The sequence below is a fragment of the Micromonospora sp. NPDC048871 genome, assembly GCF_043198155.1.
In the GTDB taxonomy this organism is placed as follows: domain Bacteria; phylum Actinomycetota; class Actinomycetes; order Mycobacteriales; family Micromonosporaceae; genus Micromonospora.
Map to the genome: position 1 here is coordinate 27461 of NZ_JBICUM010000006.1, position 23552 is coordinate 51012.

Annotated in this window: 23 protein-coding genes; 6 read left to right on the top strand and 17 right to left on the bottom strand. The window is 71.4% G+C overall.

The genetic code is table 11. The features are described 5' to 3' along the window. Positions 1–3: 3 nt before the first annotated feature. The 5 genes from ACGFIK_RS15555 to ACGFIK_RS15575 all read right to left on the bottom strand — a co-directional run bounded on the left by ACGFIK_RS15555 (position 4) and on the right by ACGFIK_RS15575 (position 6130). Positions 4–783: a glycosyltransferase family 2 protein gene (locus ACGFIK_RS15555; RefSeq protein WP_327026708.1), complete on the bottom strand. Its 780-nt coding sequence runs from the start codon at positions 781–783 to the stop codon at positions 4–6. Further along, a complete protein-coding gene (locus ACGFIK_RS15560; protein WP_327026709.1) occupies positions 780–1982 on the bottom strand; it encodes a nucleotide sugar dehydrogenase in 1203 nt (400 codons plus the stop codon). The genes ACGFIK_RS15555 and ACGFIK_RS15560 overlap by 4 nt, the downstream gene beginning before the upstream one ends. Positions 1983–2163: 181 nt before the next feature. After that, on the bottom strand, positions 2164–2994 hold the full coding sequence (locus ACGFIK_RS15565) for a hypothetical protein (RefSeq protein WP_327026710.1): 831 nt from the start codon (positions 2992–2994) through the stop codon (positions 2164–2166). Beyond that, on the bottom strand, positions 2994–5261 hold the full coding sequence (locus tag ACGFIK_RS15570; RefSeq protein WP_327026711.1) for a hypothetical protein: 2268 nt from the start codon (positions 5259–5261) through the stop codon (positions 2994–2996). The genes ACGFIK_RS15565 and ACGFIK_RS15570 overlap by 1 nt, the downstream gene beginning before the upstream one ends. Then, positions 5258–6130, bottom strand: coding sequence for a hypothetical protein (locus tag ACGFIK_RS15575; RefSeq protein ID WP_327026712.1), 873 nt, complete (start codon positions 6128–6130; stop codon positions 5258–5260). Before ACGFIK_RS15575 ends, ACGFIK_RS15570 begins: the two co-directional genes overlap by 4 nt. Before the next feature lie 166 nt (positions 6131–6296). Between ACGFIK_RS15575 and ACGFIK_RS15580 the strand changes: the two genes are divergently transcribed. After that, positions 6297–7181, top strand: coding sequence for a Crp/Fnr family transcriptional regulator (locus ACGFIK_RS15580; RefSeq protein WP_327026713.1), 885 nt, complete (start codon positions 6297–6299; stop codon positions 7179–7181). Between the two features lie 52 nt (positions 7182–7233). On the opposite strand, the gene ACGFIK_RS15585 is transcribed toward ACGFIK_RS15580, so the two are convergent. From ACGFIK_RS15585 to ACGFIK_RS15625, 9 genes are all read right to left on the bottom strand, one after another. After that, entirely contained in the window at positions 7234–9840 is a 2607-nt protein-coding gene (locus ACGFIK_RS15585; RefSeq protein ID WP_327026714.1) for a phenylalanine--tRNA ligase subunit beta, read from the bottom strand. Between the two features lie 38 nt (positions 9841–9878). Beyond that, positions 9879–10946, bottom strand: a complete 1068-nt coding sequence (gene pheS / locus ACGFIK_RS15590; protein WP_327026715.1) for a phenylalanine--tRNA ligase subunit alpha — start codon at positions 10944–10946, stop codon at positions 9879–9881. A gap of 211 nt (positions 10947–11157) precedes the next feature. Continuing rightward, on the bottom strand, positions 11158–11955 hold the full coding sequence (locus ACGFIK_RS15595; RefSeq protein WP_327026716.1) for an RNA methyltransferase: 798 nt from the start codon (positions 11953–11955) through the stop codon (positions 11158–11160). 70 nt (positions 11956–12025) lie between these two features. Beyond that, positions 12026–12418, bottom strand: coding sequence for a 50S ribosomal protein L20 (gene rplT / locus ACGFIK_RS15600; RefSeq protein WP_327026717.1), 393 nt, complete (start codon positions 12416–12418; stop codon positions 12026–12028). A gap of 32 nt (positions 12419–12450) precedes the next feature. Beyond that, positions 12451–12645, bottom strand: a complete 195-nt coding sequence (gene rpmI, locus ACGFIK_RS15605; protein WP_221085149.1) for a 50S ribosomal protein L35 — start codon at positions 12643–12645, stop codon at positions 12451–12453. 20 nt (positions 12646–12665) lie between these two features. Next, on the bottom strand, positions 12666–13322 hold the full coding sequence (gene infC / locus ACGFIK_RS15610) for a translation initiation factor IF-3 (protein ID WP_327026718.1): 657 nt from the start codon (positions 13320–13322) through the stop codon (positions 12666–12668). A 338-nt stretch (positions 13323–13660) separates the two neighbouring features. Further along, positions 13661–14191, bottom strand: a complete 531-nt coding sequence (locus ACGFIK_RS15615) for a PH domain-containing protein (RefSeq protein WP_393339883.1) — start codon at positions 14189–14191, stop codon at positions 13661–13663. Positions 14192–14264: 73 nt separating this feature from the next. After that, positions 14265–15110, bottom strand: a complete 846-nt coding sequence (gene hisG, locus ACGFIK_RS15620; RefSeq protein WP_327026719.1) for an ATP phosphoribosyltransferase — start codon at positions 15108–15110, stop codon at positions 14265–14267. A gap of 44 nt (positions 15111–15154) precedes the next feature. Then, the gene (locus ACGFIK_RS15625) at positions 15155–15436 is read right to left on the bottom strand and encodes a phosphoribosyl-ATP diphosphatase (protein ID WP_198408957.1); all 282 of its coding nucleotides are present in this window, start codon (positions 15434–15436) and stop codon (positions 15155–15157) included. Between the two features lie 121 nt (positions 15437–15557). Between ACGFIK_RS15625 and ACGFIK_RS15630 the strand changes: the two genes are divergently transcribed. The 5 genes from ACGFIK_RS15630 to ACGFIK_RS15650 all read left to right on the top strand — a co-directional run bounded on the left by ACGFIK_RS15630 (position 15558) and on the right by ACGFIK_RS15650 (position 20995). Continuing rightward, positions 15558–16424 (top strand): ABC transporter substrate-binding protein, encoded by an 867-nt coding sequence (locus ACGFIK_RS15630; RefSeq protein WP_327026720.1) that lies wholly within the window; start codon positions 15558–15560, stop codon positions 16422–16424. Next, positions 16421–17266 (top strand): amino acid ABC transporter permease, encoded by an 846-nt coding sequence (locus tag ACGFIK_RS15635; RefSeq protein WP_393339885.1) that lies wholly within the window; start codon positions 16421–16423, stop codon positions 17264–17266. Before ACGFIK_RS15630 ends, ACGFIK_RS15635 begins: the two co-directional genes overlap by 4 nt. Positions 17267–17268: 2 nt before the next feature. Then, entirely contained in the window at positions 17269–18012 is a 744-nt protein-coding gene (locus ACGFIK_RS15640) for an amino acid ABC transporter ATP-binding protein (RefSeq protein WP_393339888.1), read from the top strand. 236 nt (positions 18013–18248) lie between these two features. Then, a complete protein-coding gene (locus ACGFIK_RS15645) occupies positions 18249–20240 on the top strand; it encodes an acyl-CoA dehydrogenase (protein ID WP_393339891.1) in 1992 nt (663 codons plus the stop codon). Positions 20241–20341: 101 nt separating this feature from the next. Next, entirely contained in the window at positions 20342–20995 is a 654-nt protein-coding gene (locus tag ACGFIK_RS15650; protein ID WP_393339894.1) for a hypothetical protein, read from the top strand. Positions 20996–21020: 25 nt separating this feature from the next. On the opposite strand, the gene ribH is transcribed toward ACGFIK_RS15650, so the two are convergent. From ribH to ACGFIK_RS15665, 3 genes are all read right to left on the bottom strand, one after another. Continuing rightward, positions 21021–21521, bottom strand: a complete 501-nt coding sequence (gene ribH, locus ACGFIK_RS15655) for a 6,7-dimethyl-8-ribityllumazine synthase (RefSeq protein ID WP_327026725.1) — start codon at positions 21519–21521, stop codon at positions 21021–21023. Between the two features lie 4 nt (positions 21522–21525). Continuing rightward, complete coding sequence (locus tag ACGFIK_RS15660) at positions 21526–22806, bottom strand: bifunctional 3,4-dihydroxy-2-butanone-4-phosphate synthase/GTP cyclohydrolase II (protein ID WP_393339896.1); 1281 nt, start codon at positions 22804–22806, stop codon at positions 21526–21528. Between the two features lie 100 nt (positions 22807–22906). Next, the gene (locus ACGFIK_RS15665) at positions 22907–23551 is read right to left on the bottom strand and encodes a riboflavin synthase (RefSeq protein ID WP_393339899.1); all 645 of its coding nucleotides are present in this window, start codon (positions 23549–23551) and stop codon (positions 22907–22909) included. Position 23552: the final 1 nt, after the last annotated feature.

A 23552-nucleotide genomic window follows, 5' to 3' on the forward strand; every position in this document is an offset into this window, starting at 1 on the left:
CTCCTATGCGGTCTTCTCGTACTCGGTGGACTCGACGGTCTGCACCGCCGCCGGTCGGGTCCGGGCGGCCAACTTCTCCCGGCTCAGCCGTCGACCGTAGGCGAACAGATACCAGCGCAGGTACCCGGGGAGGAACCGGCCCAGGTCGAAGTGGGACTCCCCGAGGGGCCGGTCCAGCCAGATGGTCGGGATCTCGGCCACCGGCAGCCGCAGCCGGGTCGCCTTGGCGGTCAACTCCAACCCGATCTCGAAACCGGTCCGCGACTCGATGCCGACCTCCCGGACGAAGGCGGTGTCGTACGCCTTGAAGCTGTTGGTGGCGTCCCGGGTGCCCACCCGCGCCAGGGTGTAGAGGCTGCGCCCCGCCCAGCGGGACATCATCCGCTTCAGCCGGGGCCCGCCCACCTGCTGACCGCCGGGCATGTACCGGGAGGCCGCGGCCACCACCACCCCCCGGTCCACCAGCCGGGCCAGCTCGTCGATCTGCCGGGGATCGTCACAGCCGTCGGCCATGGTCACCACCACGACCGGGGCCCGCGCCACGTCGATGCCGAACCGGATGGCGTTGGCCGGTCCCCGCCCGTAGGTGTTGAGCACCGCCCGCACCCGGGGGTCCGTCCGGGCGGCCTGCTCGACGTACGGGACGGTGGTGTCCTCCGGCATGTCGTGCACGATGAGCACCTCGGCCGGCAGCAGCATCTCCCGCAGCATCCGCTCCAGGCAGCGCACGATCGCCGCGCCCTCGTTGTAGACCGGCACGATCACCGAGACCCGGGGGATCACACCCGCACTCCCTGCCCGGTCAGGCCCCACATGTCGATCACCGGTTTGTCGGTGTCCAGGCGGGCGTACTGCTCGTGCGGGGCGGCGATAACCAGCAGGTCGGCCCGCCGCAGCACCTCCTCCAGGTCGAGGAAGCGCTCGTCGACGACGTACGGGTCGGTGCAGAGGGTCTCCCGGGTCTTCAACGCCAGGATCTTGCGCAGCTTGTACGCCAGGCTCTCCCGGGGGTCGTCGCTGCCGCCCTTGAAGGCCATGCCGAGGATGCCCACGGTCGAGTTGGCCAGGTCGAACCGGTCCTCCAGCCGGGAGACCAGGTACAACGGCAGCCCCTCGTTGATCAGCATCGCGGAGTGGCCGAGCACGAAGTTGTTCCGGTTGAAGGCGGCCAACTGCATGGTGTCCTTGAACAGGCACGGCCCGGCCGCGAACCCGGGCATCGGCAGGTCGGCGGCGCGGGGATACTCGTACGCCACGGCGTGCCGGATCCGGGCGAAGTCCAGCCCGAAGTCGTTGGCCATCATCCAGAACTGGTTGGCGGTGGCGAACTTGATGTACCGCCAGGTGTTGGTGAACAGCTTCGCCAGCTCCGCCTCCTCCGGGGTCAGCGTGACGATCCGGTCGGTCAGGTGCCGGAACAGCTGCTCCGCCCGGGCCGTGGCCTGCGGGGTACGCGCGGCCACGATCTGCGGGAGGGTGAACAGCTCCGTCATCGCGTGCCCCTCGGCGATGCGCTCCGGGCAGAAGGCGACATCCGCCTGCACTCCCCGGCCGACCAGCAACTTCTCGGTCAACGCGGTCACCCCGGGGTAGACGGTGCTGCGCAGCACCACCAACTGCCCGTCGCGCAGATGCTCCGCGCAGCGTTCCAAGGCCCGTGGCACAGCCCCCAGGTCCGGGTTGAGGTGCTCGTCGACCGGGGTGCCGACCACCACCACCAGGTGCTCGGAGGTGCCGACCGCGGCCGGGTCGGTGGTGGCCCGCAGCCGGCCGGTGGCCACCGCCTCCGCGAGGGGCTCGGCCGCCCCGGCCTCGGCGAAGGGCAGGGTAGCCGAGTTGACCGTGGCGACGGCCTCGGCGTTGATGTCGTACAACACGACGGAGAGCCCGCGGGCGGCGAAGGCGATGCCCAGTGGCAGTCCCACCCGGCCGCAACCACCGACTATGCAGACGTCGACCGAGGCAGAGGGCTCATCGGACATGAGGGGGCTCCCGTGGGGGTGGCGGGTGTGATCCCAAGGGTCATCGGGATCACAGCAGGCTAACCCCTCGGAGGTGACTCGTGGGTAACCAAATAATCCAAGCGTCCTGACCATTCGGCCGATCCGCCCCCGATCGGCGAACTCCACACCGTACCGGCGGCGGATCGGACCGCCCTCGACCTCACCTCGGCTGTCGCGCCAACCCGTGCTGCCGCTCGTAGGTCCGCAGGGCGACATCCCAGGCCTGGGTGTACTCCGAGGGCCCCAGCCCGAGGTCGCCGTGGCCCTTGACCGCCTCCCGCAGCAGCTCCACCAACCCGGGGACGATGTCCCGGCGTTCGGCGATGTAGTGGTGGAAGACCTCGGCGAACTGCTGACCGGTCAGCCGCGCGGCGTACGCGGTCACCGGGTCGTCCTGAAGGTTCTGCAACACCGCCGCCCACCGGCGGGTCAGATCGTCGGCCTGCCAGGTGCGGATCTTCTCCAGTTCGTGTTCGCACTCCAACGCGATCCGCTGCTCCCAGTACGGACGCAACCGTTCCCGCACCCGCTCGTCCGGGCTGACCCGGATCCGCACCGTGAAGTGCGGCAGGTTCCCCTCCTGCGGCCACCGCTGGTGAACCAGCAGGTCGTTGAGGGCCCGTTCCAGGGCATGGGCCCGGTGCGGCTCGTGCTCCCGGGCCAGGTCCACGGCACGCTCCCGGACGATCCCGCAGGCCCAGGGCAGCAGCGCCTGGGCCCGCAGCGCCAAGGCGTCGAAGGTCATGCCGGTCGCGGTCCACAGGTAGACCACATGCAGGTTGAAGTCGAAGGCGTCACCCTTCGCCGGCAGCAGGAGGGGCTGGGGTACCTCCTGCCGAAAGGTGACCCGGACCGGCGCCACGGCAGGCGGTGGCACGGCGGCCGGTGGCGCGGGTACGGCAGTCGGCGGAAAGATCGCGTGCCACCAGCGGCGTCGCTGCGTCGGCACACCGTGTCGCACCTGGGGGGTCCCGGCGGGTCCAGTGGTCATCAGGCATCCTCAGCAATCAGGGTTTCGACGTCGTTGAGCAGGGCGCACCCGGGCAGCACCGAGCGCCAGACATGCCGTAGCTGGTGGTGCAGCCGACGGGCCAGCGGAGGCCGACCGGCCAGCACCAGCCGCAGCAACGCCAGCAGGTGGGCGGCCACCTCGGGCTGACCGTCCGCCCGACCCAGCCAGAACCCGAGGGTCCGCCAGGACCGGTACGCCGTCTCGGGCATGCTCAGCGCCGTCGCCCACAGGGTCGCCAGGTCGTCGACGGAGATGATCCCGGTACGGGCCAGATCCAGCAGTTCCGGCCAGTGTTCCCGGGGTGGTCTGGCCCACCGTTCGGCCAGGATCCGCAACGCCCGCGCGGCGTGCAGCCGTACCTCCCGGTCGGCCGGGTCGGTCGAGACGGCCCACTGGGCCAGGGCCCTCACCAGGGCTGCCCCGTTTCCGCCCTGGTAGACCTCGACCAGGCCGCGTACCACGGAGTTGTGCCGGCGTTGCATCCTCCCGGCGGCTACCAGTCGAAGCTGCCCCAGGGCCGCCTCCGGCCACAGCCGGGCCAGCCCCAGTTCGTGGGCGCGGGCCACCGTGTCGCGCAGATGGGCCGCCGGGCCGGCGGCCCAGCGGTCCAACTCGACACCGACCCGCTGCCGCAGCCGGGGTTGCATCGCGATCGCGACCAGGATGATCGCGGCCGCCTGCCGTACCCCCGCGCGCCGCTCCCCCGCCAGGTTCCGCACCACCTCCAGGACCGTCTGCACCTCCCGACCGGCCGACCAGCCGATGGCCGCGGCCGCCGCCTGCCGTACCTCCGGCTCGTCGGCCCGCACCAGCTCCGCCAGCCAGTCCAGCAGCACCCGGGGCAGCCACCAGTCGGTCCAGGCCATGTCCAGCACGGCGGTACGCAGTTGCTCGGTGCCGGGGGCGAACTGCATCCGGATACCCCCGGTCGCCCAGTCCTCGTTCGGTATCGCCATGGCGGCCCGCAGCGTCGGCCCGAGCACCTCGTCCAGGGTGATGCCGCGCAGCCGTACCGCGGTCTGGGCCCCGTGCGGGCCCGGCACCAGCCGGTCGGCCGCCAGCCGGATCTCCACCGTGGGCAGCCCGGCGAAGACCACACAGGACAGCCGGAAGGCCCGTACCTGCTCGGCGGACCAGCCCACGGAGGCACCGGCGTCGGCCGACACGTCGAGGATCTGCGCGGCCCGCTCCCGAAGCTGCCGGGGCAGCAGTTGGGCCAGCCTTTCGGTCAGGGACCTGCCGCGCGGCACCGTCCGCGCCAGGGCCGTCACCAGGGGAAGCACCTCGCGGGGCCGGGGACCACCGGCCAGGTACGCCGACAGCAGCGGATGTCGGCTGCATTCCTCGTCGACGTACTGGTCCACACACTCGCCGGCACAGTCCTGCGCGCAGAAGCCGACGCACCGCCCGGCCAGGTCCCGCCGCAGGCGGGCCCGGAACACCTCGGCCGCGGGTGCCGGTCGATGCTCCACGACATGCCCGGCGAGATCCTGTACCCGCCGGGAGAAGTCGCCCACCAGCAACAGGGTCATCCCCGCGGCCGCGGCCCGCTCGGCCAGCCCCATCAGGGTGTAGCCGTCCAACTCCCCCACGGCCTCCTCGGACAGCCGCAGCACGTAGCCGCTGCCCGCACGCCGGCCCAGCTTCGTCCGGAACACGTCCGTCAGCTCCTCGACCCCGAGGATGTTCACCCCGTCGATCCCGTGCCGCCTCACCGAGGCGACCAGCGCGGAGGTGAGTCTTCCGCTGCCGGGCGGCCCGGACAGGCACACCAGGTGACGCTGCTTGAGGTGATGGTCGAGTTGCTGGTCGCTGCCGGCCGGCGCGTACCCCCGCACCAGGTCCTGCACGGTCGTCTCACTGAGGGTCTCGGACCAGACCCGGCGCCCGTCCACCGACTCGGTGGCCGCGGTGACATTGACCGTACCGATGGCCAGGGCCCCGTGGCCGGTGGCGTTCTGCCCCCGCACGTACATGTCGCCGGCATCGATCGGGGCGGCACCGAAGAGACCGGCCAGCCGACGCAGCACCTCACCGGAGTCGAGGGAATCCTCCCGGTCGTCCTCCTCCTCGACCTGGTCGGTCTCCGTCTCCCTCTCCTGATCCGGCTGGGCCTTCCGGTCGGTCCCGGCCTTCCGGTCGGTCCCGGCCTTCCGGTCCGTCTCGGGCTCCTGGTCCGTCTCGGGCTCCTGGTTTGTCGGGTCGCTGGGGCCCGGGCCGGAACCGGTCACCGGCTCGTCGGTCATCGGCCCGCCTCCGGGGGCAGGACGACGTCACGACCGACCGAGCCGATCGCGATCGCGCCCGGTCCCACGGCATTCTGGCCCTCGACCCGGATGTTCCCGGTACGAATGCCGCCAGTCGGCGACGGGGGTTCGGGTCGGGCTGCCGCCGCCGGATCCGGCTGGTTCGTCTCCGGGTCCGAGGCAGATGTCTGCGGGCCGGGTGGAGCTGTCGGCAAGGGCGGCGGAGGTGTTCCCGGGTGGGGCTGAGTCGTCTCCGGGGAGGGTGGCTCGTCCTGCCAGGAGGTGACGTCCTCGCCGAGGACACAGAGCCACCCCGGCTCGTGGAACCCCTTCTCCGCGTGCACCACCTCGATCCGCCGGAACCGGCCCGGCCGAAGCTCCTCCGGGTACTGGGTCACCACGTCCCGGTAGATGTCCGGGGAGACCACCAGGGCGATCCCGGCGTCGGGGAAGGCGGCCAGGGCCCGCCGTACCGGGGCGGCGTCGCAGAGCCGGCTGACCGTGACGACCGCCTGGCCCGGAAACCCGTTCGCCCCGTCCAGGTGCACCATGCCCTGGTGCACCGCCACCCGCAGCCGGATGCGGGCCACCGGAAGTCGGTCCGCGTTGTACCGCCGCAGTCGGCGGTTCAGTTCCGGCAGGAACCGGCCGATCACCCGTGCCTCGGGCAGTTCGGTCGGCAGGACGGCCAGTTCACCGTCTCCAGACTGCTGGGTCGTCCAACCGGCCCGATCCATGCCCACCTCGTCGGCCGCCTCCCGCAGCAGCCGATGGAAGTCCAGTTGGGCGTCGTACTGCTGAAGGTTGCCGCGCTGGCTGTAGCGCTCCATGTCCACACAGATCAACAGCCGCCGCTGCGGATGTTGCATGTCGTCCCCCCTCCCACCCGGCCCGCGAGGGGCGGGTATCAGCGACATACAACCGGGGCCGGCCCGCGAAGACCCCGTAGAAGTACGGCATCCACAGAAATGTCCGTCAGTAGTCATCCCGTACCGTGCGGGCATTACGTCGCCCGATCCACGATGCACTCGTCTGATGTGGAACATCCCGATCGACGTACTGCTGGAGCTGGATCTGGCCCCGCACCTGACTTTCGGCCTGTTGCTGGTCTATCTGCTGGGGATGACGATGTCCCGCCGGGTATGGCGTAGTGCCACCATCCGGCTACGCTGCGAGCGCCGTCGTCTTCTGAGCAGAGTAGGAGCCTGGATGCGTAGCGAACCAGACCCGAACTCCCAGTGGCCCCACGGCACCTTCCTGCAACGGCTGGGCCCGTCTGTACGGGAAGCCCTGCTGGGGCTCGGGGTACGCCGTGAGGTACCGGCCGGTCAGATTCTGATCCACGAAGGACAGCAGCAGTCCCACCTGGTGCTGATCGAGGAGGGTCTGACCAAGGTCACCGCCGCCCTGCCGGACGGCCGCACCGCCCTGCTGTCCCTGCGGGTCGGCGGTGACCTGGTCGGCGAGATGTCGGCCCTCAACGGTCGGCCCCGCTCGGCGACCGTCACCACCTGCGGCACGGCCCGCTACAGCGTGATCACCTCGGAGCGGTTCCGCGCCTTCCTCCGGGCCAATCCGGACGCCGCCCTAGAACTCGCCGCCATGGTCTCCGACCGGTTGCGCTGGTCGAACCGCCGACGGATCGATTTCTCCTCCTACCCGGTAAAGATCAGGGTGGCCCGGGTGATCGCCGACTTGTGCCGTACCCACGGCCGCCAGACCCCGGAGGGGGTCGTCATCGACGTACGCCTCACCCAGCCGGAGCTGGCGTCCATCTGCGGCGCCTCGGAGACCTCGGTGCAGAAGATCCTGCGGGAGCTGCGCACCGAAGGGCTGGTCGACACCGACTACCGCCGGATGACCGTCCGGGACCTGCCCCGCCTGCAGCAGCTCGGGCAGTTGCCGCCCGACGACTGTTAACCAGGGCCCCTTCCTATACACGAGGCGTTAAGAAGGGGCCCTTCCTTACACCTCAGGCGCCGCGGAGGGTGGCGCCGACGCGTTCGGTGGCCCGGGCCACCGCGGCGTCGCGGGCGGCCACGGCCTCCTCGACGGTCAGGGTGCGGTCCGGGGCCCGGAAGGTCAGCTTGTAGGCCAGCGACTTGCGGCCGGCCCCCAACTGCTCCGAGGCGTACACGTCGAACAGGCGCACCGACTCCAGCAGCTCACCCGCTCCCTCGATGAGGGCCTGCTGGACCTGTTGGGCGGGCACGGTCTCCTCGACCACCAGGGCCACGTCGATCAGGGCCGGGGGGAAACCGGAGACTCCGGGCGCGGGCAGCACCGGGGCCGCCGGCAGGGCGTCCAGGTCCAGCTCCATGGCACTGGTCCGCCGGGGCAGTTCCAGGTTGGCCAGCACCGCCGGGTGCAGCTCACCGGCGTGACCGACGACCACCCCGTCCACCAGCAGCTGCGCGCAGCGGCCGGGGTGCCAGGGGGCGTACTCGGTGGCCCGTACCTCGATCCGGTCGGCCGGGATGCCGGCGGCCGCGAGGACCTCCCGGCCCGCCTGGACGGCGTCCGCCCAGGAGGCCGGTCGCCCGGCCCCCCACCAGCCGGCCGGCTCGATGTCGCCGGTCAGCACGACGGCGACATGCCGGGGCTGGTGCGGCACGACCGCGTCGGCGGCGGCGAACTCGGCGTCCGTGGGCCGCCGGTCCACCCCCATGGTCGGCGGGCTACCGGCGCCGGGGCGGGGCTGGAACACCACCCCGATCTCGTAGAGGGCCAGATCCCGCAGGCCCCGGCCGAGGTTGCGCCGGACGATGCCGAGCAGCGGGCCGAGCAGCGTGGTCCGCAGCAGCGGCTCCTCGTCGGAGAGCGGATTGGCCACCCGTACGGCCTGGCGGCGGGGATCCTCGGCGGGCAGGGCGAACTGGTCGGCCAGGTCGGTGGCGACGAAGGGGTGCGCCAGCACCTCGACGTAGCCGCGTTCGGCCAGGGCCCGGGACACCGCCCGGTTGCGGCGCTGCTGCCAGGTCAGCCCCCGACCGGGCGGGGCGGTGGGCAGCAGGGACGGCACCTTGTCGTACCCGTCCAGGCGGACCACCTCCTCGACCAGGTCGGCCGGGTCGGTCAGATCGGGCCGCCAGGTCGGCGGGGTGACACTGAGGACGTCGGTGTCACCTCCGGTGACACGGGGCATGACGGTGTCCCCGGCGGTGACCCCCACCTCGCCGGGGTCCTCGGTCAGCCGGTCGGTGCCCCGGGCCACCGTGCAGCCGATCTGCTCCAGCAGGGCGACCACCCGCGCCGGTGGGTACGCCACCCCGACCCGCCGGCTGGGCAGGTCGACCGGCAGCGTCACCGGGGTCCGGGGGGTCACGTGGTTGATGTCCAGCACCTCGTCCCCGGCGGTGCCGCCGGCGTACCCGGTGAGCAGGGCGACCGCCCGGTCCAGGGCGACCAGCGGCAGGGCCGGGTCGACCCCCCGCTCCCACCGCTTCGCCGCCTCGCTGAACAGCTTGTGTCGACGCGCGGTACGCCCCACCATCGCCGGATCCCAGTGCGCGGCCTCGAACAGCACGTTGACCGTGCTGGGCAGCACCTCGCTGGTCTCGCCACCCATCACGGCGGCCAGCGAGATCGGCACCCCGTCGCCGTCGCCGCCGAGCGGGTTGGGCAGGCCGGCGTCGCAGATGACCATGTCTTCCGGGGCCAGGGCCCGGGTCACCCCGTCCAGGGTGGTCAGCTTCTCCCCCGCCACCGCCCGGCGCACCACCAGGGGCCCGGCCAGCCGGTCGGCGTCGAAGGCATGCATCGGCTGCCCGAGTTCCAGCATCACGTAGTTGGTGATGTCCACCGGCAGGGAGATGGTCCGGATGCCGGCGACCGTGAGCCGCCGCTGCATCCACTCCGGGGTCTGTGCCGTCGGGTCGACCCCGCGCACCATCCGGGCCGCGAACCGGTCACAGCCCACCGGGTCGCGTACCTCGACCGGGTAGGCGGGGGCGGCGGTGCCCGGGGTCGCGGGGATGCGACCCCGGTCGGAGTAGTCCAGACCCAGGGCGTGGGCCAGTTCGCGGGCCAGCCCGCGCAGGGACATCTGGTAGCCCCGGTCCGGGGTGATCTCCACCTCGACGACGATGTCGTCCAGCCCGACCACCGGGCGGGCGTCGTCGCCGGGGGCGGCGACGACGTGCTCGGGCAGCACCAGGATGCCGGAGTGGTCGTCGCCCAGGCCCAGTTCCTTGGCGGAGCAGATCATGCCGTGGGAGTTGCGCCCGTAGGTCTTGCGGGCACCGATGGCGAAGCCGCCCGGCAGCACTCCGCCGGGCAGGATCACCACGACCCGGTCACCGGGGGCGAAGTTGCGCGCCCCGCAGACGATCTCCTGCGGTTCACCGGTGCCGTTGGCGGCACCCACGTCTACCCGGCAGAACCGGATCGGCTTCTTGAAGCCGGTCAACTCCTCGATGTCGAGGACCTGGCCGACCACCAACTGCCCGGTGACCGTGGTGGACAGGTCCACGATGGACTCCACCTCGATACCCAGGTCGACCAGGGCCCGCTCCAGGTCGGCGGCGGACAGGTCCGGCAGGTCTACGTACTCCCGCAACCAACTGACAGAAACTCGCATGACTCGTTACCACCGTCTCCGTAACTCGCGCGCCCGCACTACGCCCCGTGGCCGAACGCCCGGGTGAACCGGACATCGCCCTCGACCATGTCCCGCATGTCCCCCACCCCGTGTCGGAACATCACGGTGCGGTCGATGCCCATGCCGAAGGCGAACCCGGAGTAGACCTCCGGGTCGATGCCGCAGGCCCGCAGCACCCGGGGGTTGACCATGCCGCAGCCGCCCCACTCGACCCACTGGGGGCCCTTGCGGTGCTCCGGGAACCACACGTCGAACTCCGCCGACGGCTCGGTGAACGGGAAGTAGTGCGGCCGGAACCGGGTCTTGGCGCCCTCGCCGAACATGGCCCGGGCGAAGTGGTCCAGGGTGCCGCGCAGGTGGGCCATGGTGATGCCCTTGTCCACCACCAGGCCCTCGACCTGGTGGAAGACCGGGGAGTGGGTGGCGTCCAGCTCGTCGGTGCGGTAGACCCGACCGGGTACCACCACGTAGATCGGCGGCTTGCGGGTGAGCATGGTGCGCGCCTGCACCGGCGAGGTGTGGGTACGCAGCACCAGCCCGGACTGCTCGGGTGCGATGTGGAAGGTGTCCATCAGGCCCCGGGCCGGGTGGTCGACCGGGATGTTGAGGGCGTCGAAGTTGGTCCACTCCAGCTCGACCTCGGGCCCCTCGGCCACCTCGTAGCCCATCCCGATGAACAGGTCGCTGATCTGTTCCATCAGCACACTGACCGGGTGCCGGGAGCCGCGCGGGCGCCGGTCGTAGGGCAGGGTCACATCGACCCGCTCGGCGACCAGGACCCGCTGCGCCTGCTCGCGGTCGAGCACCTCGGATCGGGCGGCGTAGGCCTGCTCGATGCTGCGGCGGGCCTCGTTGACCCGCTTGCCGGCGTCGGCCTTTGCGGCCGGCGGCAGGGCCCCGATCTCCCGGCGGGCCAGCGAGACCGGGGACCGGTCGCCCAGGTGCGCCGGACGCACGGCGGCCAGGGCGTCGGGGTCACCGGCGGCGGCGAACGCCTTCTCGGCCTCGGTCACGGCCTCGGCCAGGGCGGCCGGGTCGAGCAGGGCAACCTGCTTCGGGTCGTACGGATCGTTGCGGTAGGTCATGGCGTACGGGCACTCCTCACGGCGGTGCCGGCCCTCAGGGGCGGCGAAGCGAGTCTACGGACGCGCGGCTGCGCCGCAGCCCGCCGGTGGGAGTGGTGCGGAGAGCAGATCAGGCCCGCCGCCCGCCGACACCGGCGGGCTGGCTAAACGTACGCCGTGGTGTGTCCACCATCACCGGCCGCTCTCCTCGTGCTCTGCGCGTGATCTCATCTCAGCGCTGGGCTCTCGCCGAAGCGTACAGGCAGACCGCGGCAGCCGCAGCCAGGTTGAGGCTCTCGGCCCGCCCGTGCAGCGGCACCCGGACCCGGGCGTCCGCAGCGGCGATCAGCTCCTCGGGCAGCCCATGCGCCTCGGAACCGAACAACCAGGCGGTGGGTACGGCCAGCCGGCCCGCGTCGGCCAACTCATCGAGATCCGTCTCGCCGTAGCCGGTCGCGGCCAGCACGGTGAGACCGGCCGCCCGGGCGGCTACCAGCACCGCCGCCGGGTCGCGTTCGCGCACCACGTCGACATGGAACAGGCTGCCCGCCGAGGACCGGACACACTTGCCGTTGTACGGGTCGACGGCCTCCCCGGCGAAGACCACCGCGGCGGCACCGGCCGCGTCGGCGGTGCGCAACACCGTCCCGGCGTTACCGGGGTCCCGGATGCCGGCGAGCACCGCCACCAGCCGGGGGGCCCGGGACAGGGCGGTCTCCAGGGGCACGTCCAGGTGTTGGCAGACGGCGACCAGGCCCTGCGGGGCCACGGTCTCGGCCAACGCCGCCAGGGCCTCCTCGGTCACCTCGGAGACGGGTACGTCGGCGCCGGCGGCGGTCGCCGCCAGGTCGGCGTACCGATCGAGGGCGGCCGGGGTGCCGAACACCTCGACCACCGTCCGGGGGCGGGCCAGGGCCTCGCGGACCGCCTGGGGCCCCTCGGCCAGGAAACGGCCGGTGGCCTCGCGTTCCCGGCGACGCTGGAGTCGGCGGGCGGCGACCACCCTGGGGGTACGCGGTGTGAAGGGCATGGTGTCCTCTCACCACACACACGCGAGGCGCCCCCCTGGTCGAGGGACGCCTCGCGGTGTCGTGCGGGGATCAGGCGGCCTGGGCCGCCGCGCCGCCGATGCCCTCGGCCTGCACCGCGGCACGGGCCAACTCGACGATCGCCGCGAAGGCGGCGGCGTCGTTGACGGCCATGTCGGCCAGGATCTTGCGGTCGACCTCGATGCCGGCCAGGCGCAGGCCCTGGATCAGCCGGTTGTAGGTCATCCCGTTGGCGCGGGCACCCGCGTTGATCCGCTGGATCCACAACTGCCGGAAGTCACCCTTGCGGTCGCGACGGTCCCGGTAGGCGTACTGCATCGAGTGCAGCACCTGCTCCTTGGCCTTGCGGTACAGCCGGGAGCGCTGACCGCGGTAACCACTCGCGGTCTCCAGCAGGGTACGGCGCTTCTTCTGGGCGTTCACAGCCCGCTTGACGCGTGCCATCTCAACTCCTTCTTGGGCTCAGGTGGCGCGCGTCAGCGGCCGAGCAGCTTCTTGATGCGCTTGACGTCGGCCTTGGCCACCTCGACCACGCCCGTCAGCCGGCGGGTACGGGTGGAGGGCTTCTTCTCCAGGAGGTGGCGCTTGTTGGCCTGCTCCTTCATGAGCTTGCCCTTGCCAGTCACCCGGACCCGCTTACCCGTCCCCGTGTGGCTCTTCATCTTCGGCATGTGGAACGTCTTCTCCCCTGTTACTGGCCGCTGGTGTCAGCGGTCGTGCCGGTCTCACCGGCTGCTGCGCTCTCACCGGCCGCAGCGGGCTCGGCAGCCGCCGCGGGCTCCTCCGCGGGCTCCTCCGCGGTCCGCTCCCGGGCTCCACCACGCGATGCCGTGGCGGCGACCGCGGAGGCCTTCACGGCCCGGTGCGGAGCGAGAACCATGATCATGTTTCGGCCGTCCTGCTTAGGAGCGGACTCGACGTATCCCAGTTCCGTGATCTCGGATTCGAGCCTACGCAGAAGCCGGTAACCCAGCTCCGGGCGACTCTGCTCGCGACCGCGGAACATGATCGTCACCTTGACCTTGTCGCCGGCCTTGAGGAACCGCACCACGTGACCCTTCTTGGTCTCGTAGTCGTGCGGATCGATCTTCGGCCGGAGCTTCATCTCCTTGATGACGGTCTGCTGCTGGTTACGCCGCGCTTCGCGCGCCTTGAGTGCGCTCTCGTACTTGAACTTGCCGAAGTCCATGAGCTTGCACACCGGCGGGCGCGCCATCGGCGCAACCTCGACCAGGTCCAGATCGACGTCCGCGGCCAGCTGAAGGGCGCGCTCCAGCGGGACGATGCCCACCTGCTCACCCTCGGGGCCGACCAGTCGGACCTCACGTGCCCGGATCTGCTCGTTCACGCGTGGTTCGACGCTGATGGGGCCTCCTCGAGTCGGTTCTTCATCGGTAGCCGACCCAAGCGGTCCCCGTCGGGAACCGGCCCGGAAAGCAGAAGGCCCCGGCACATGCCAGGGCCCGCTCGACCGGTCGGCACGATCACAGGATCGCGCATCCGGAGCCGGAAGGTGCCCGGAACCGGTGACCGGACCCGGCCGCCGCAGTCGGCGACTCGGGTGGGAGCAGGCGCCCCACTTTCACGGCCGTCCGCTCACGCAGACAGCCTGGTCGACTTGACCACACTACACCCATGCCCATCGGGGCCCCAACTCGGCACGGCCGGCGGCTCGGGACCAGGGGATCAGGAGCCTGCGGCGCCCTGGGCCAGGGTGGCCAGGTGGGCCTGGTGCAGCCGGCGCAGGGCCCGGACCCCGTCGACCGCCAGCTGCTTGTCGGCGGCCTGGAGGGCCACCATCGGCAGCAGGTCGTCGTCGTACAGCTCCAGGGCGGCCCAGGGGGCACCCCGGTCGAACCGGACCCCCCGCACGACCTCCCAGGGCAGCTCGTAGGAGCCGATGATGTTGCGCACCCGCACCCCGCGCGCGTCCGCCTCGACCCGGGGCCGGGTGAACAGCAGGGCACCGAGGGCGAAGATCACCCCTAGGCCGATCATGGCGAACTGGTCGCCGCGCTGGAAGGTGCCGAAGCCGTTGCCGGTGGGGCCGGTCAGGGTGGTGGCGATCAACGAGAACACCACCACCAGCACGACCGCCGACACCCAGCAGACCACCCGGATGCGCCGGGGTCGGAGCCGGACCGACTCACCGCCGGTCACCGGCTGAGGCTCGGCCGTGCCGGCACTGGGCTGCGCTGGATCCCGCCGCTGACTCATGTCCTCAGTCTGCCATCCGCCCACGGTCCGACCGATGGCGCCACACGCGGCGACACCAGCACCGACGCCGGCCTCACAACCGGCAGGCGTGGATGTTGGTGACCAGGATCGCCCGGGCCCCCAGCTCGTAGAGCTCGTCCATGATCCGGTGCACGTCGTCGCGGAGCACCATGGCCTGCACCGCCACCCAACCCTCGCGGTGCAGCGGGGAGACCGTCGGCGACTCGATGCCCGGGGTCAGGGAACTGGCCCGGTCCAGCAGACCGGCCGGCACGTCGTAGGCCAGCATCACGTACCGGCGGGCCACCAGCACCCCGTGCAGCCGGCGCAGCAACTGCTCCGCCTGCGGGTTCACGGTCGCCCCGGCCCGACGGACCAGCACCGCCGAGGAGCGCAGCAGCGGCTCGCCGAAAACCACCAGGCCGGCCTGGCGCAGGGTGGCCCCGGTCTCCACCACGTCGGCCACCACGTCGGCCACGCCCAGGCGGATGGCGTTCTCCACCGCCCCGTCGAGGCGGATCACCTCGGCCTTGACCCCCAACTCGGCCAGGTAGCGCTCGACCAGGCCCGGGTAGGCGGTGGCGATCCGGTGCCCACCCAACTCCCGTACGTCGTCGACGTCGTCCGGGCGGGCGGCGAACCGGAAGGTGGCCCGGCCGAAGTTCAGGTCGACGACCTCCTCGGCGGGTGCGCCGGAGTCGATCAGCAGATCCCGGCCGGTGATCCCGACGTCCAGATCACCGGAGCCGACGTAGGTGGCGATGTCCTTGGGACGCAGGTAGAAGAATTCGATGTCGTTGGCCTCGTCCCGGCAGACCAGGTCCTTGGGGTCGCTGCGCTGGCGGTAGCCCGCCTCGCGCAGCATCTCGGCGGCCGAGGAGGCCAGGGCGCCCTTGTTGGGTACGGCGACACGCAGCATGACGGAGTGCTCCTTCGATCGGGTCCAGGGTCGATGGCGGGCACTCAGAGATGTCGGTAGACGTCCTTGAGCTCCAGCCCGCTGGCGAGCATCAACACCTGAACCTGGTAGAGCAGCTGGGAGATCTCCTCCGCGGTGCGCTCCGGCCCCTCATGCTCGGCGGCCATCCACGACTCGGCGGCCTCCTCGACCACCTTCTTGCCGATGAAGTGCACCCCCTTCTCCAGCGCGGCGACCGTGCCCGAGCCGGGGGTGCCGGCCGCGGCCTTGGCCTGCAGCTCGGCGAACAACTCCTCGAAGGTCTTCACGGAACCGGATTCTCCCAGTCGCCCTGGGTGGCGGCACGCACCGGGTCCGGTGGTGACCGGTAAGCGGGACTTGTATTCCCTACCACCATGGTGGGACACCGGTACGGCGGTCACCGCAGGTGGTCGTACGCTGTCGGCCATGGTCAGCACCCCACGCATCCGTACGCTAGCCACGGCCGGCGCGGTCCTCTTCGCGGTCACCGCCTGCGCCCCGCAGAGCGAGCCCGCCCCCCAGCCCACGGCCTCCGGCGCGAACGCGTGCGCCAAGGAGAACCTACCCACCCAGACCCCCGGCAAGCTCACCATCGCCACCGACGAGCCGGCCTACCAGCCGTGGTTCGTCGACAACAAGCCCGACAGCGGCGAGGGCTTCGAGTCGGCGGTGGCGTACGCGGTGGCGGAGAAGCTCGGCTACACCCGTGACGAGGTCGTCTGGACCCGGGTGAAGTTCGACTCGGCCATCGCACCCGGGCCCAAGACCTTCGACTTCGACATCAACCAGTTCTCGATCACCGACGAGCGCAAGAAGGCGGTCGACTTCTCCGCCCCCTACTACCTGGTGCGGCAGACCGTCATCGCGCTGAAGTCCTCCAAGATCGCCGGTAAGACCAGCCTGGCGGACCTGCGTGACGCCAAGCTCGGCGCCCAGGTCGGCACGACCAGCTACCAGGCGATCACCGACCTGGTGAAGCCGACCCAGCAGCCGCAGGTCTACAACAGCAACGACGACGCCAAGAAGGCCCTGCAGAACGGCCAGCTCGACGGCCTGGTCGTCGACCTGCCCACCGCCTTCTACATCACCGCCGCCGAGATCGAGGACGCGGTGATCGTCGGGCAGTTCCCGCAGGTGGGCACCCCGGAGGCGTTCGGGCTGCTGCTGGACAAGGACTCCCCGCTGACCGGTTGTGTCAGCAACGCGGTCGGGCAACTCTCCGCCGACGGGGTGTTGAAGGAGTTGGAGCAGCGGTGGCTGGCCCAGGTCGCGGGAGCCCCTGAGCTCACGTGAGCACCACCCACCACGTCCCCTCCCCTGCCCAGCGGGCCCGTGAGGAGTACCGCCGCCGGCAGACCACGCTGAGTGTGCTGATCGCCGCCGCCTCCACGGCGGCGATCGGCACCCTGCTGGCGATCGCGGTGACCGGGGCACCCGGCTGGGACCGGGTACGCGCCTCCTTCCTGGATCCGCAGATCGCCCGCGACGCCCTGCCGGCGGTGCTGACCGGCCTCTGGCTCAATCTGCGGTTGCTGGTCTGCTGCGCGCTAGGGGCGCTGCTACTCGGGTTGATCATCGCGATCCTGCGTACCCTGCGGGGGCCGGTCTTCTTCCCGATCCGGGCCCTGGCCACCGGCTACACGTACGCCTTCCGGGGCCTGCCGCTGATCATCGTGCTCTACGTGCTCACCCTCGGCGTGCCCGGTCTGCGGTTGCAGGGCATGCCGTCGGTGCTGGTGCTGGGCGGGCTGGCGCTGGTGCTCACCTACGGCGGCTACCTGGCCGAGGTATTCCGCGCCGGCATCGAGTCGGTGCATCCCAGCCAGTTGGCGGCGGCCCGGTCCCTGGGGCTGACCTACCGGCAGACCATGCGGCACGTGGTGCTGCCCCAGGCCGTCCGGCGGGTGGCGCCGCCGCTGCTCAACGACGTGGTGGCGTTGCAGAAGGACGTCGGTCTGGTCTCCCTGGCCGGGCCGATCGACGCGGTCCGGGCCGCGCAGATCGAGACCGCGCAGAGCTTCAACTACACCCCGTACATCCTGGCCGGGGTGCTCTTCGTCCTGCTGGCCATTCCGCTGATCGCCGTCACCGACCGGGTGACGCTGCGGGCGGCCCGACGCCAGTCCGGAGGCTGACCATGGACGTGTTGCGGTGCCGAGGGCTGCGCAAGGTCTTCGGCGACCAGGTGGTCCTCGACGGTCTCGACCTGACCGTGGCCGAACACCAGGTGGTGGCCCTGATCGGGTCCTCCGGTTCGGGCAAGTCGACCCTGCTGCGCTGTATCAACCTGCTGGAGGACCTGCACGACGGGACGATCGAACTGGACGGCGAGGACATCTCCGCCCCCGGTGTCGACCCCGACAAGGTACGCCGCCGCATCGGCATGGTGTTCCAGTCGTACAACCTCTTCCCGCACCTGAGCGTGCTGGACAACATCACCCTGGCGCCCCGTCGGGTGCACCGCCGGGCGCGGGCCGAGGCGGAGGCCCGGGCCCGGGAGCTGCTGGAGCGGGTGGGGTTGGGGGCCAAGGCCGACGCGTACCCGGACCGGCTCTCCGGAGGCCAGCAGCAGCGGGTGGCGATCGTGCGGGCGCTGGCCAACTCCCCCCGGCTGCTGCTGCTCGACGAGGTCACCTCGGCCCTGGATCCGGAGCTGGTCGGTGAGGTGCTGACGATGATCCGTGACCTCAAGTCCGAGGGGATGACCATGGTGCTGGCCACCCACGAGATGGGCTTCGCCCGGGACGTGGCCGATCAGGTCTGCTTCCTGGACGCCGGACGGGTGATCGAATCCGGTCCCCCCAGCCAGGTCCTCGCCGACCCCGTCCACCCCCGCACCCGCCAGTTCCTGACCCGCATCATCGAGGCCCGCCGCCTCTGACCCCACCACCCCTCCCTCTCCCCGCCACCCTGCGGGGGAGGGTTGATCATGAGGTTGGCGGCAGCTTGAAGATCGAGGCCCGCCGCCAACCTCATGATCAACCCTCCGGAGGGCGGGATCACACCGACGGTGTTGGGGTTGGGTTGGGGGTAATGATCGAGGCCACAAGAAGGTGGCTGGGTAAGCTCGATCGGGTACGAAACGCGCCCATGACGATGTCGCCAGAGGTAGCCGCCATGTCCAGTCGTCCGTCCGAGCCCGTCGACCCCGCCCGCCTCCAGGAGGTCCTCGACGGGCCGTGGGCCGGGGTCCGCGAGGCTCATCGTCGCAAGCTCGACGACGGCTTCCTGCCGGTGTACGGCGAGACCGGCGACCAGGCCCGGGAGCGGATCACCCGGCTGCTGGGCCGGCTGCCGGTCGACGAGGGCATGCCGGCGGCCTTCCCGCCCGAATACGGCGGCCACGGCGACATCGGCGGCTCGATCGTGGCCACCGAGATGCTGGCCCAGGTCGACCTGTCCCTGATGGTCAAGGCGGGGGTGCAGTGGGGCCTGTTCGGGGGTGCCGTGCTGTCCCTGGGCACCCGGCGGCACCACGACGCCTACCTGCGGGACATCGTCGCCGGTGACCTCCTCGGCTGCTTCGCGATGACCGAGACCGGGCACGGCTCGGACGTGCAGCAGCTGCGCACCACCTGCACCTACGATCCGGAGACCCAGACCTTCGACCTGCACACCCCGCACCAGGCGGCCCGCAAGGACTACATCGGCAACGCCGCCCGGGACGGTCGGATGGCGGTGGTCTTCGCCCAGTTGGTCACCAAGGGACAGCGGCACGGGGTGCACGCCTGGCTGGTCCCCATCCGCGACGCCCAGGGCAACCCGATGCCGGGGGTGACCATCGGCGACGCCGGACCCAAGGCCGGCCTGCTCGGGGTGGACAACGGGCGGCTCAGCTTCGACCACGTCACCGTGCCCCGGGAGGCGCTGCTGGACCGGTACGGCCAGGTGGCCCCCGACGGCACCTACTCCAGCCCGATCTCCAACGACTCCCGGCGCTTCTTCACCATGCTCGGCACCCTGGTCCGGGGCCGGGCCAGCGTGGGTGGCGCCGCGGCGGCGGCCACCAAGGTGGCGCTGACCATCGCGGTGCGCTACGGCGACCTGCGCCGCCAGTTCAGCGCCCCCGATGCCGACCGGGAGGTGCTGCTCAACGACTACCTGGCCCACCAGCGCAAGCTGCTGCCGGCCCTGGCCACCACGTACGCCCTGCACTTCGCCCAGGCCGAGCTGGTCGCCGCGATCGACGAGGTGCAGGGCGGCGACGGTCCGGTCGACGAGCACCGGCAGCGGGAGTTGGAGTCCCGGGCCGCCGGTCTGAAGGCCGCCCAGACCTGGCACGCCACCCGCACCATCCAGATGTGCCGGGAGGCCTGCGGTGGAGCCGGCTACCTGGCCGAGAACCGGCTGCCCGGCCTGAAGGCCGACACGGACGTCTTCACCACCTTCGAGGGCGACAACACCGTGCTGTTGCAGCTGGTGGCCAAGGGCCTGCTCACCGGCTACCGGGACGAGTTCGGTTCCCTGGACGGTTGGGGGCGGGCCTCTTTCGTCGCCGAACAGGTCCGGGAGATGGTGCTGGAGCGTACGGCCGCGCGGGCGCTGATCGAGCGACTCGTCGGCGCCGTGCCCGGCCGGGACGAGGAGGTCGCCGTCACCGACCGGGGCTGGCAGCTCAAGGTCTCTGAGGACCGGGAGAAGCACCTGCTAGACGGCGCGGTCCGGCGGCTGCGCAACGGCGCCGCCACCAAGAAGGACCGCCCCTTCGACATCTTCAACGACGTGCAGGACCACGTCCTGACGGTCGCCGCCGCCCATGTCGACCGGGTCACCCTGGAGGCCTTCGTCGCCGGCATCGAGAAGACCACCGACCCGGCGGTCAAGGCCCTGCTGTCCCGGGTCTGCGACCTGTACGCCCTCAGCGTCATCGAGACCCACAAGGGCTGGTTCCTGGAGCACGGCCGGCTCACCCCGGCCCGCGCCAAGGCGATCACCGGGGTGGTGAACAGCCTGCTCAAGGAGCTACGCCCGCAGATGGGCACCCTGGTGGAGGGCTTCGGCATCCCGCCGGCGTGGTTGCACTGCACCATGCTCGACGAGGAGAACGACCGGCAGGAGGCCATGGCCGCCCACGACGCCGCCGGTGACCCGCAGACCGTCCCGGCCTGACCGGGCCTGATTCCCGACTGTTCGGTAACGGACCGTAGCGACCGCGATCGCCAAGTGCCACCGGATCCTGGGGCCACATCCTTCATCGACGGGAGCCCCTGATGATCTGGATCATCGAGAGCAAGAGCAAGCTGAGCCGAGTGTTCGCGGCCGACCTCGAGCGCCTGCGGGCCAATGAGGCGGTCGCGACACACGTCTCCCGGTCCGTGCTGAACAGCACGATCGCCGAGATGCGGACCCCGCTCGTGCCTGCGCTGGACCCGGGCGAGCCGGTGCTGGTCCTCGCCCACTCCGGCTACGACCTCGACGCCCGGCACAACCGGGAGGCACCCTGGATCGGCGGGCGCTGGCTGGACGAGTTCGTCCAGGACGTCACGCTGAAGTTCACCCCGGCCGGCCTCAGCGGCCGTACCCTCTGGTTCCTGGTCTGCCACACCGGGCACGACGTCACCGCGCTGGCCGGTCTGCTGGCCGCCGCCGGGGTGGACAACGTGACGATCTACATGCCGAGGGACTTCATGTACATCAGCAACACCGGCATCCCGCACGTGCTGCTCAGCGAGGCGGACCTCGGCACCGTCAACAAGGACGTGGCCCGGTGTGACAGCGACTACTGGAGCATCCAGGGATCGCAGCCCACCGGCAGCTACTGGGCCGGCTGCTCGATCAGCGGGCAGGTGGTCACCACACTGTCCGCGACGGCGGTCGAGGAGGCCGTCCAGGAACAGTTCGACCCCGACGGGACCGAAGTCTGAGCCGGTAGAGGGCCGGGAATCCCGGTCAGACCCCGAAGCCGACGCGCTGGGTGCCGCCGGTGGCGACCTGACGGATGGCCAGGGCGGCGTCCAGGGCGGCGACGGTGGAGGCCCAGCCCTTGTCCTCGGCCGAGCCGGGCAGCCCGGCCCGGTCCCGGGCCTGCTCCAGGGTGTCGACCGTGAGCACCCCGTGCGCCACCGGCTTGCCCTCGTCGAGGGCCACCCGGGTCAGCCCTTCAGTGACCGACTGGCAGACGTAGTCGAAGTGGGCGGTGGCACCCCGTACCACCACGCCGAGGGCGACCACGACGTCACAGCGGCGGGCCAGGGCCTGGGCCACCACGGGCAGTTCCACCGAGCCGGCCACCCGGGCCACCACGGTCCGGGCCCCGCAGGCCTGGGCGGCGGCCACCGCCCGGTCGAGCATGTGGTCGGTCAGTTCACCGTGCCAGCGGGCGGCGACCACCCCCACGGTCATCCCCGCCGCGTCGACCGGGGCCGCGCCCGGCTCACCGAAACCCGCCATGTCCCTACGCTCCGATCTCGTTGCCGGCCACCGGGCGGCCTATCGGGGCCTCGGCGGTCTCGTCCACGTCGAGCAGGTGTCCCATCCGGTCGCGCTTGGTGCGCAGGTATCGCACATTCTCCGGGTGGGTGCGTACCGGCAGGCTCTCCCGGCCGGTGACGGTCAACCCGTAGCCCTCCAGCCCGGCCCGCTTGGCGGGGTTGTTGGTGAGCAGCCGCATGGTGCGCACCCCAAGGTCGTAGAGGATCTGGGCCCCGGTGCCGTAGTCCCGCGCGTCGGCCGGCAGGCCCAGGTCCAGGTTGGCGTCGACCGTGTCGCGGCCCTGGTCCTGCAACTGGTAGGCCCGCAGCTTGTGCAGCAGCCCGATGCCCCGACCCTCGTGGCCGCGTACGTAGAGGACCACTCCCCGCCCTTCCCGGGCCACTCGGTCCAGGGCGGCGTTGAGTTGGGGGCCGCAGTCGCAGCGCACCGAGGCGAAGGCGTCCCCGGTCAGGCACTCGGAGTGCACCCGTACCAGCACGTCCCGGCCGTCACCGATGTCCCCCATCACCAGAGCGACATGTTCGGCCGAGTCGTTCTCGCTGCGGTAGCCCAACGCCCGGAACACCCCGTGCTCGGTGGGCATCCGGGCCTCGGCGACCAGTTCGACCTGCTTCTCGGTACGCCGCCGGTAGGCGATCAGGTCGGCGATGGTGATCAGGGCCAGGGAGTGCTCGGCGCAGAACTTCTCCAGGTCCGGCAGGCGCATCATGGTGCCGTCGTCGTTGACCAGTTCGCAGAGCACCCCGGCCGGTCGCAGACCGGCCAGCCGGGCCAGGTCGACGGCCGCCTCGGTGTGGCCGGCCCGCCGCAGCACCCCGCCCGGGCGGGCCCGCAACGGCACCACATGCCCGGGCCGGGCCAGGTCGGCCGGGCCGGTCGAGGGGTCGGCGAGCAGCCGGATGGTGTGCGCCCGGTCGGCCGCGGAGATGCCGGTGCTCACCCCCTCCCGGGCGTCCACCGTGACGGTGTACGCGGTCTGTCGGCGGTCCTGGTTGGTGTGGTGCATGGGCGGCAGGTCCAGCCGGTCGCACTCGCCCTCGGTCAGCGGTACGCAGATGAACCCGGAGGTGTACCGCACGGTGAAGGCCAGCAGTTCCGGGGTGGCCAGTTCGGCGGCGAAGATCAGGTCGCCCTCGTTCTCCCGGTCGGGGTCGTCGACCACGACGACCGGCCGACCGGCGGCGATGTCCGCCAGGGCCTGTTCGATGTCGGTGAAGGGTCCCGGCTCGCTGTGCTCGCTCATGCGACGGCCTCCGAGTAGATGGGCGGAATCGGGACGGACATCGCGGTGCTGACTCGCGCGGTATGCCACCGGCTGACCGGGCCGCACCCGCCGGCGGCGGTCACGACGCCACCGGCCCGGACAGGTCGAGGCCGGACAGGTTGAGGCCGGGCGGATTGGTGCCGAGCAGCCGCTCGACGTACTTGGCCAACACGTCCACCTCCAGGTTGACCGGGTCGCCGACGGCTCGGGTGCCCAGGGTGGTCAGCGCCAGGGTGGTCGGGATCAGGCCGACGGTGAACCAGTCGGTGCCGACCTCGGCCACGGTCAGGGAGACCCCGTCGATGGTGATCGAGCCCTTCTCCACCACGTACCGCGACAGCCCCGCCGGCAGCCGGAACCGGACGGTCTCCCAGCGGGGTGCGGGCTCCCGGGCCAGCACCTCGCCGACGCCGTCGACATGCCCCTGCACCAGGTGCCCGCCGAGGCGGCTGCCCAGCGCGGCGGCCCGCTCCAGGTTGACGCCGTCACCGGGGCGCAGCCCGCCCAGGGCCGAACGGCGCAGGGTCTCCCCCATCACGTCTGCGGTGAACACCCCGCCGTCGACCTCGACGACGGTCAGGCAGACCCCGTTGACCGCGATCGAGTCGCCATGGCGGGCGTCGGAGGTGACCAGGGGGCCACGGACCGCTACCAGGGCGGAATCCTGGGCCGTCGGGGTCACCCCGACGACCTCGCCCAGTTCCTCGACGATGCCGGTGAACATG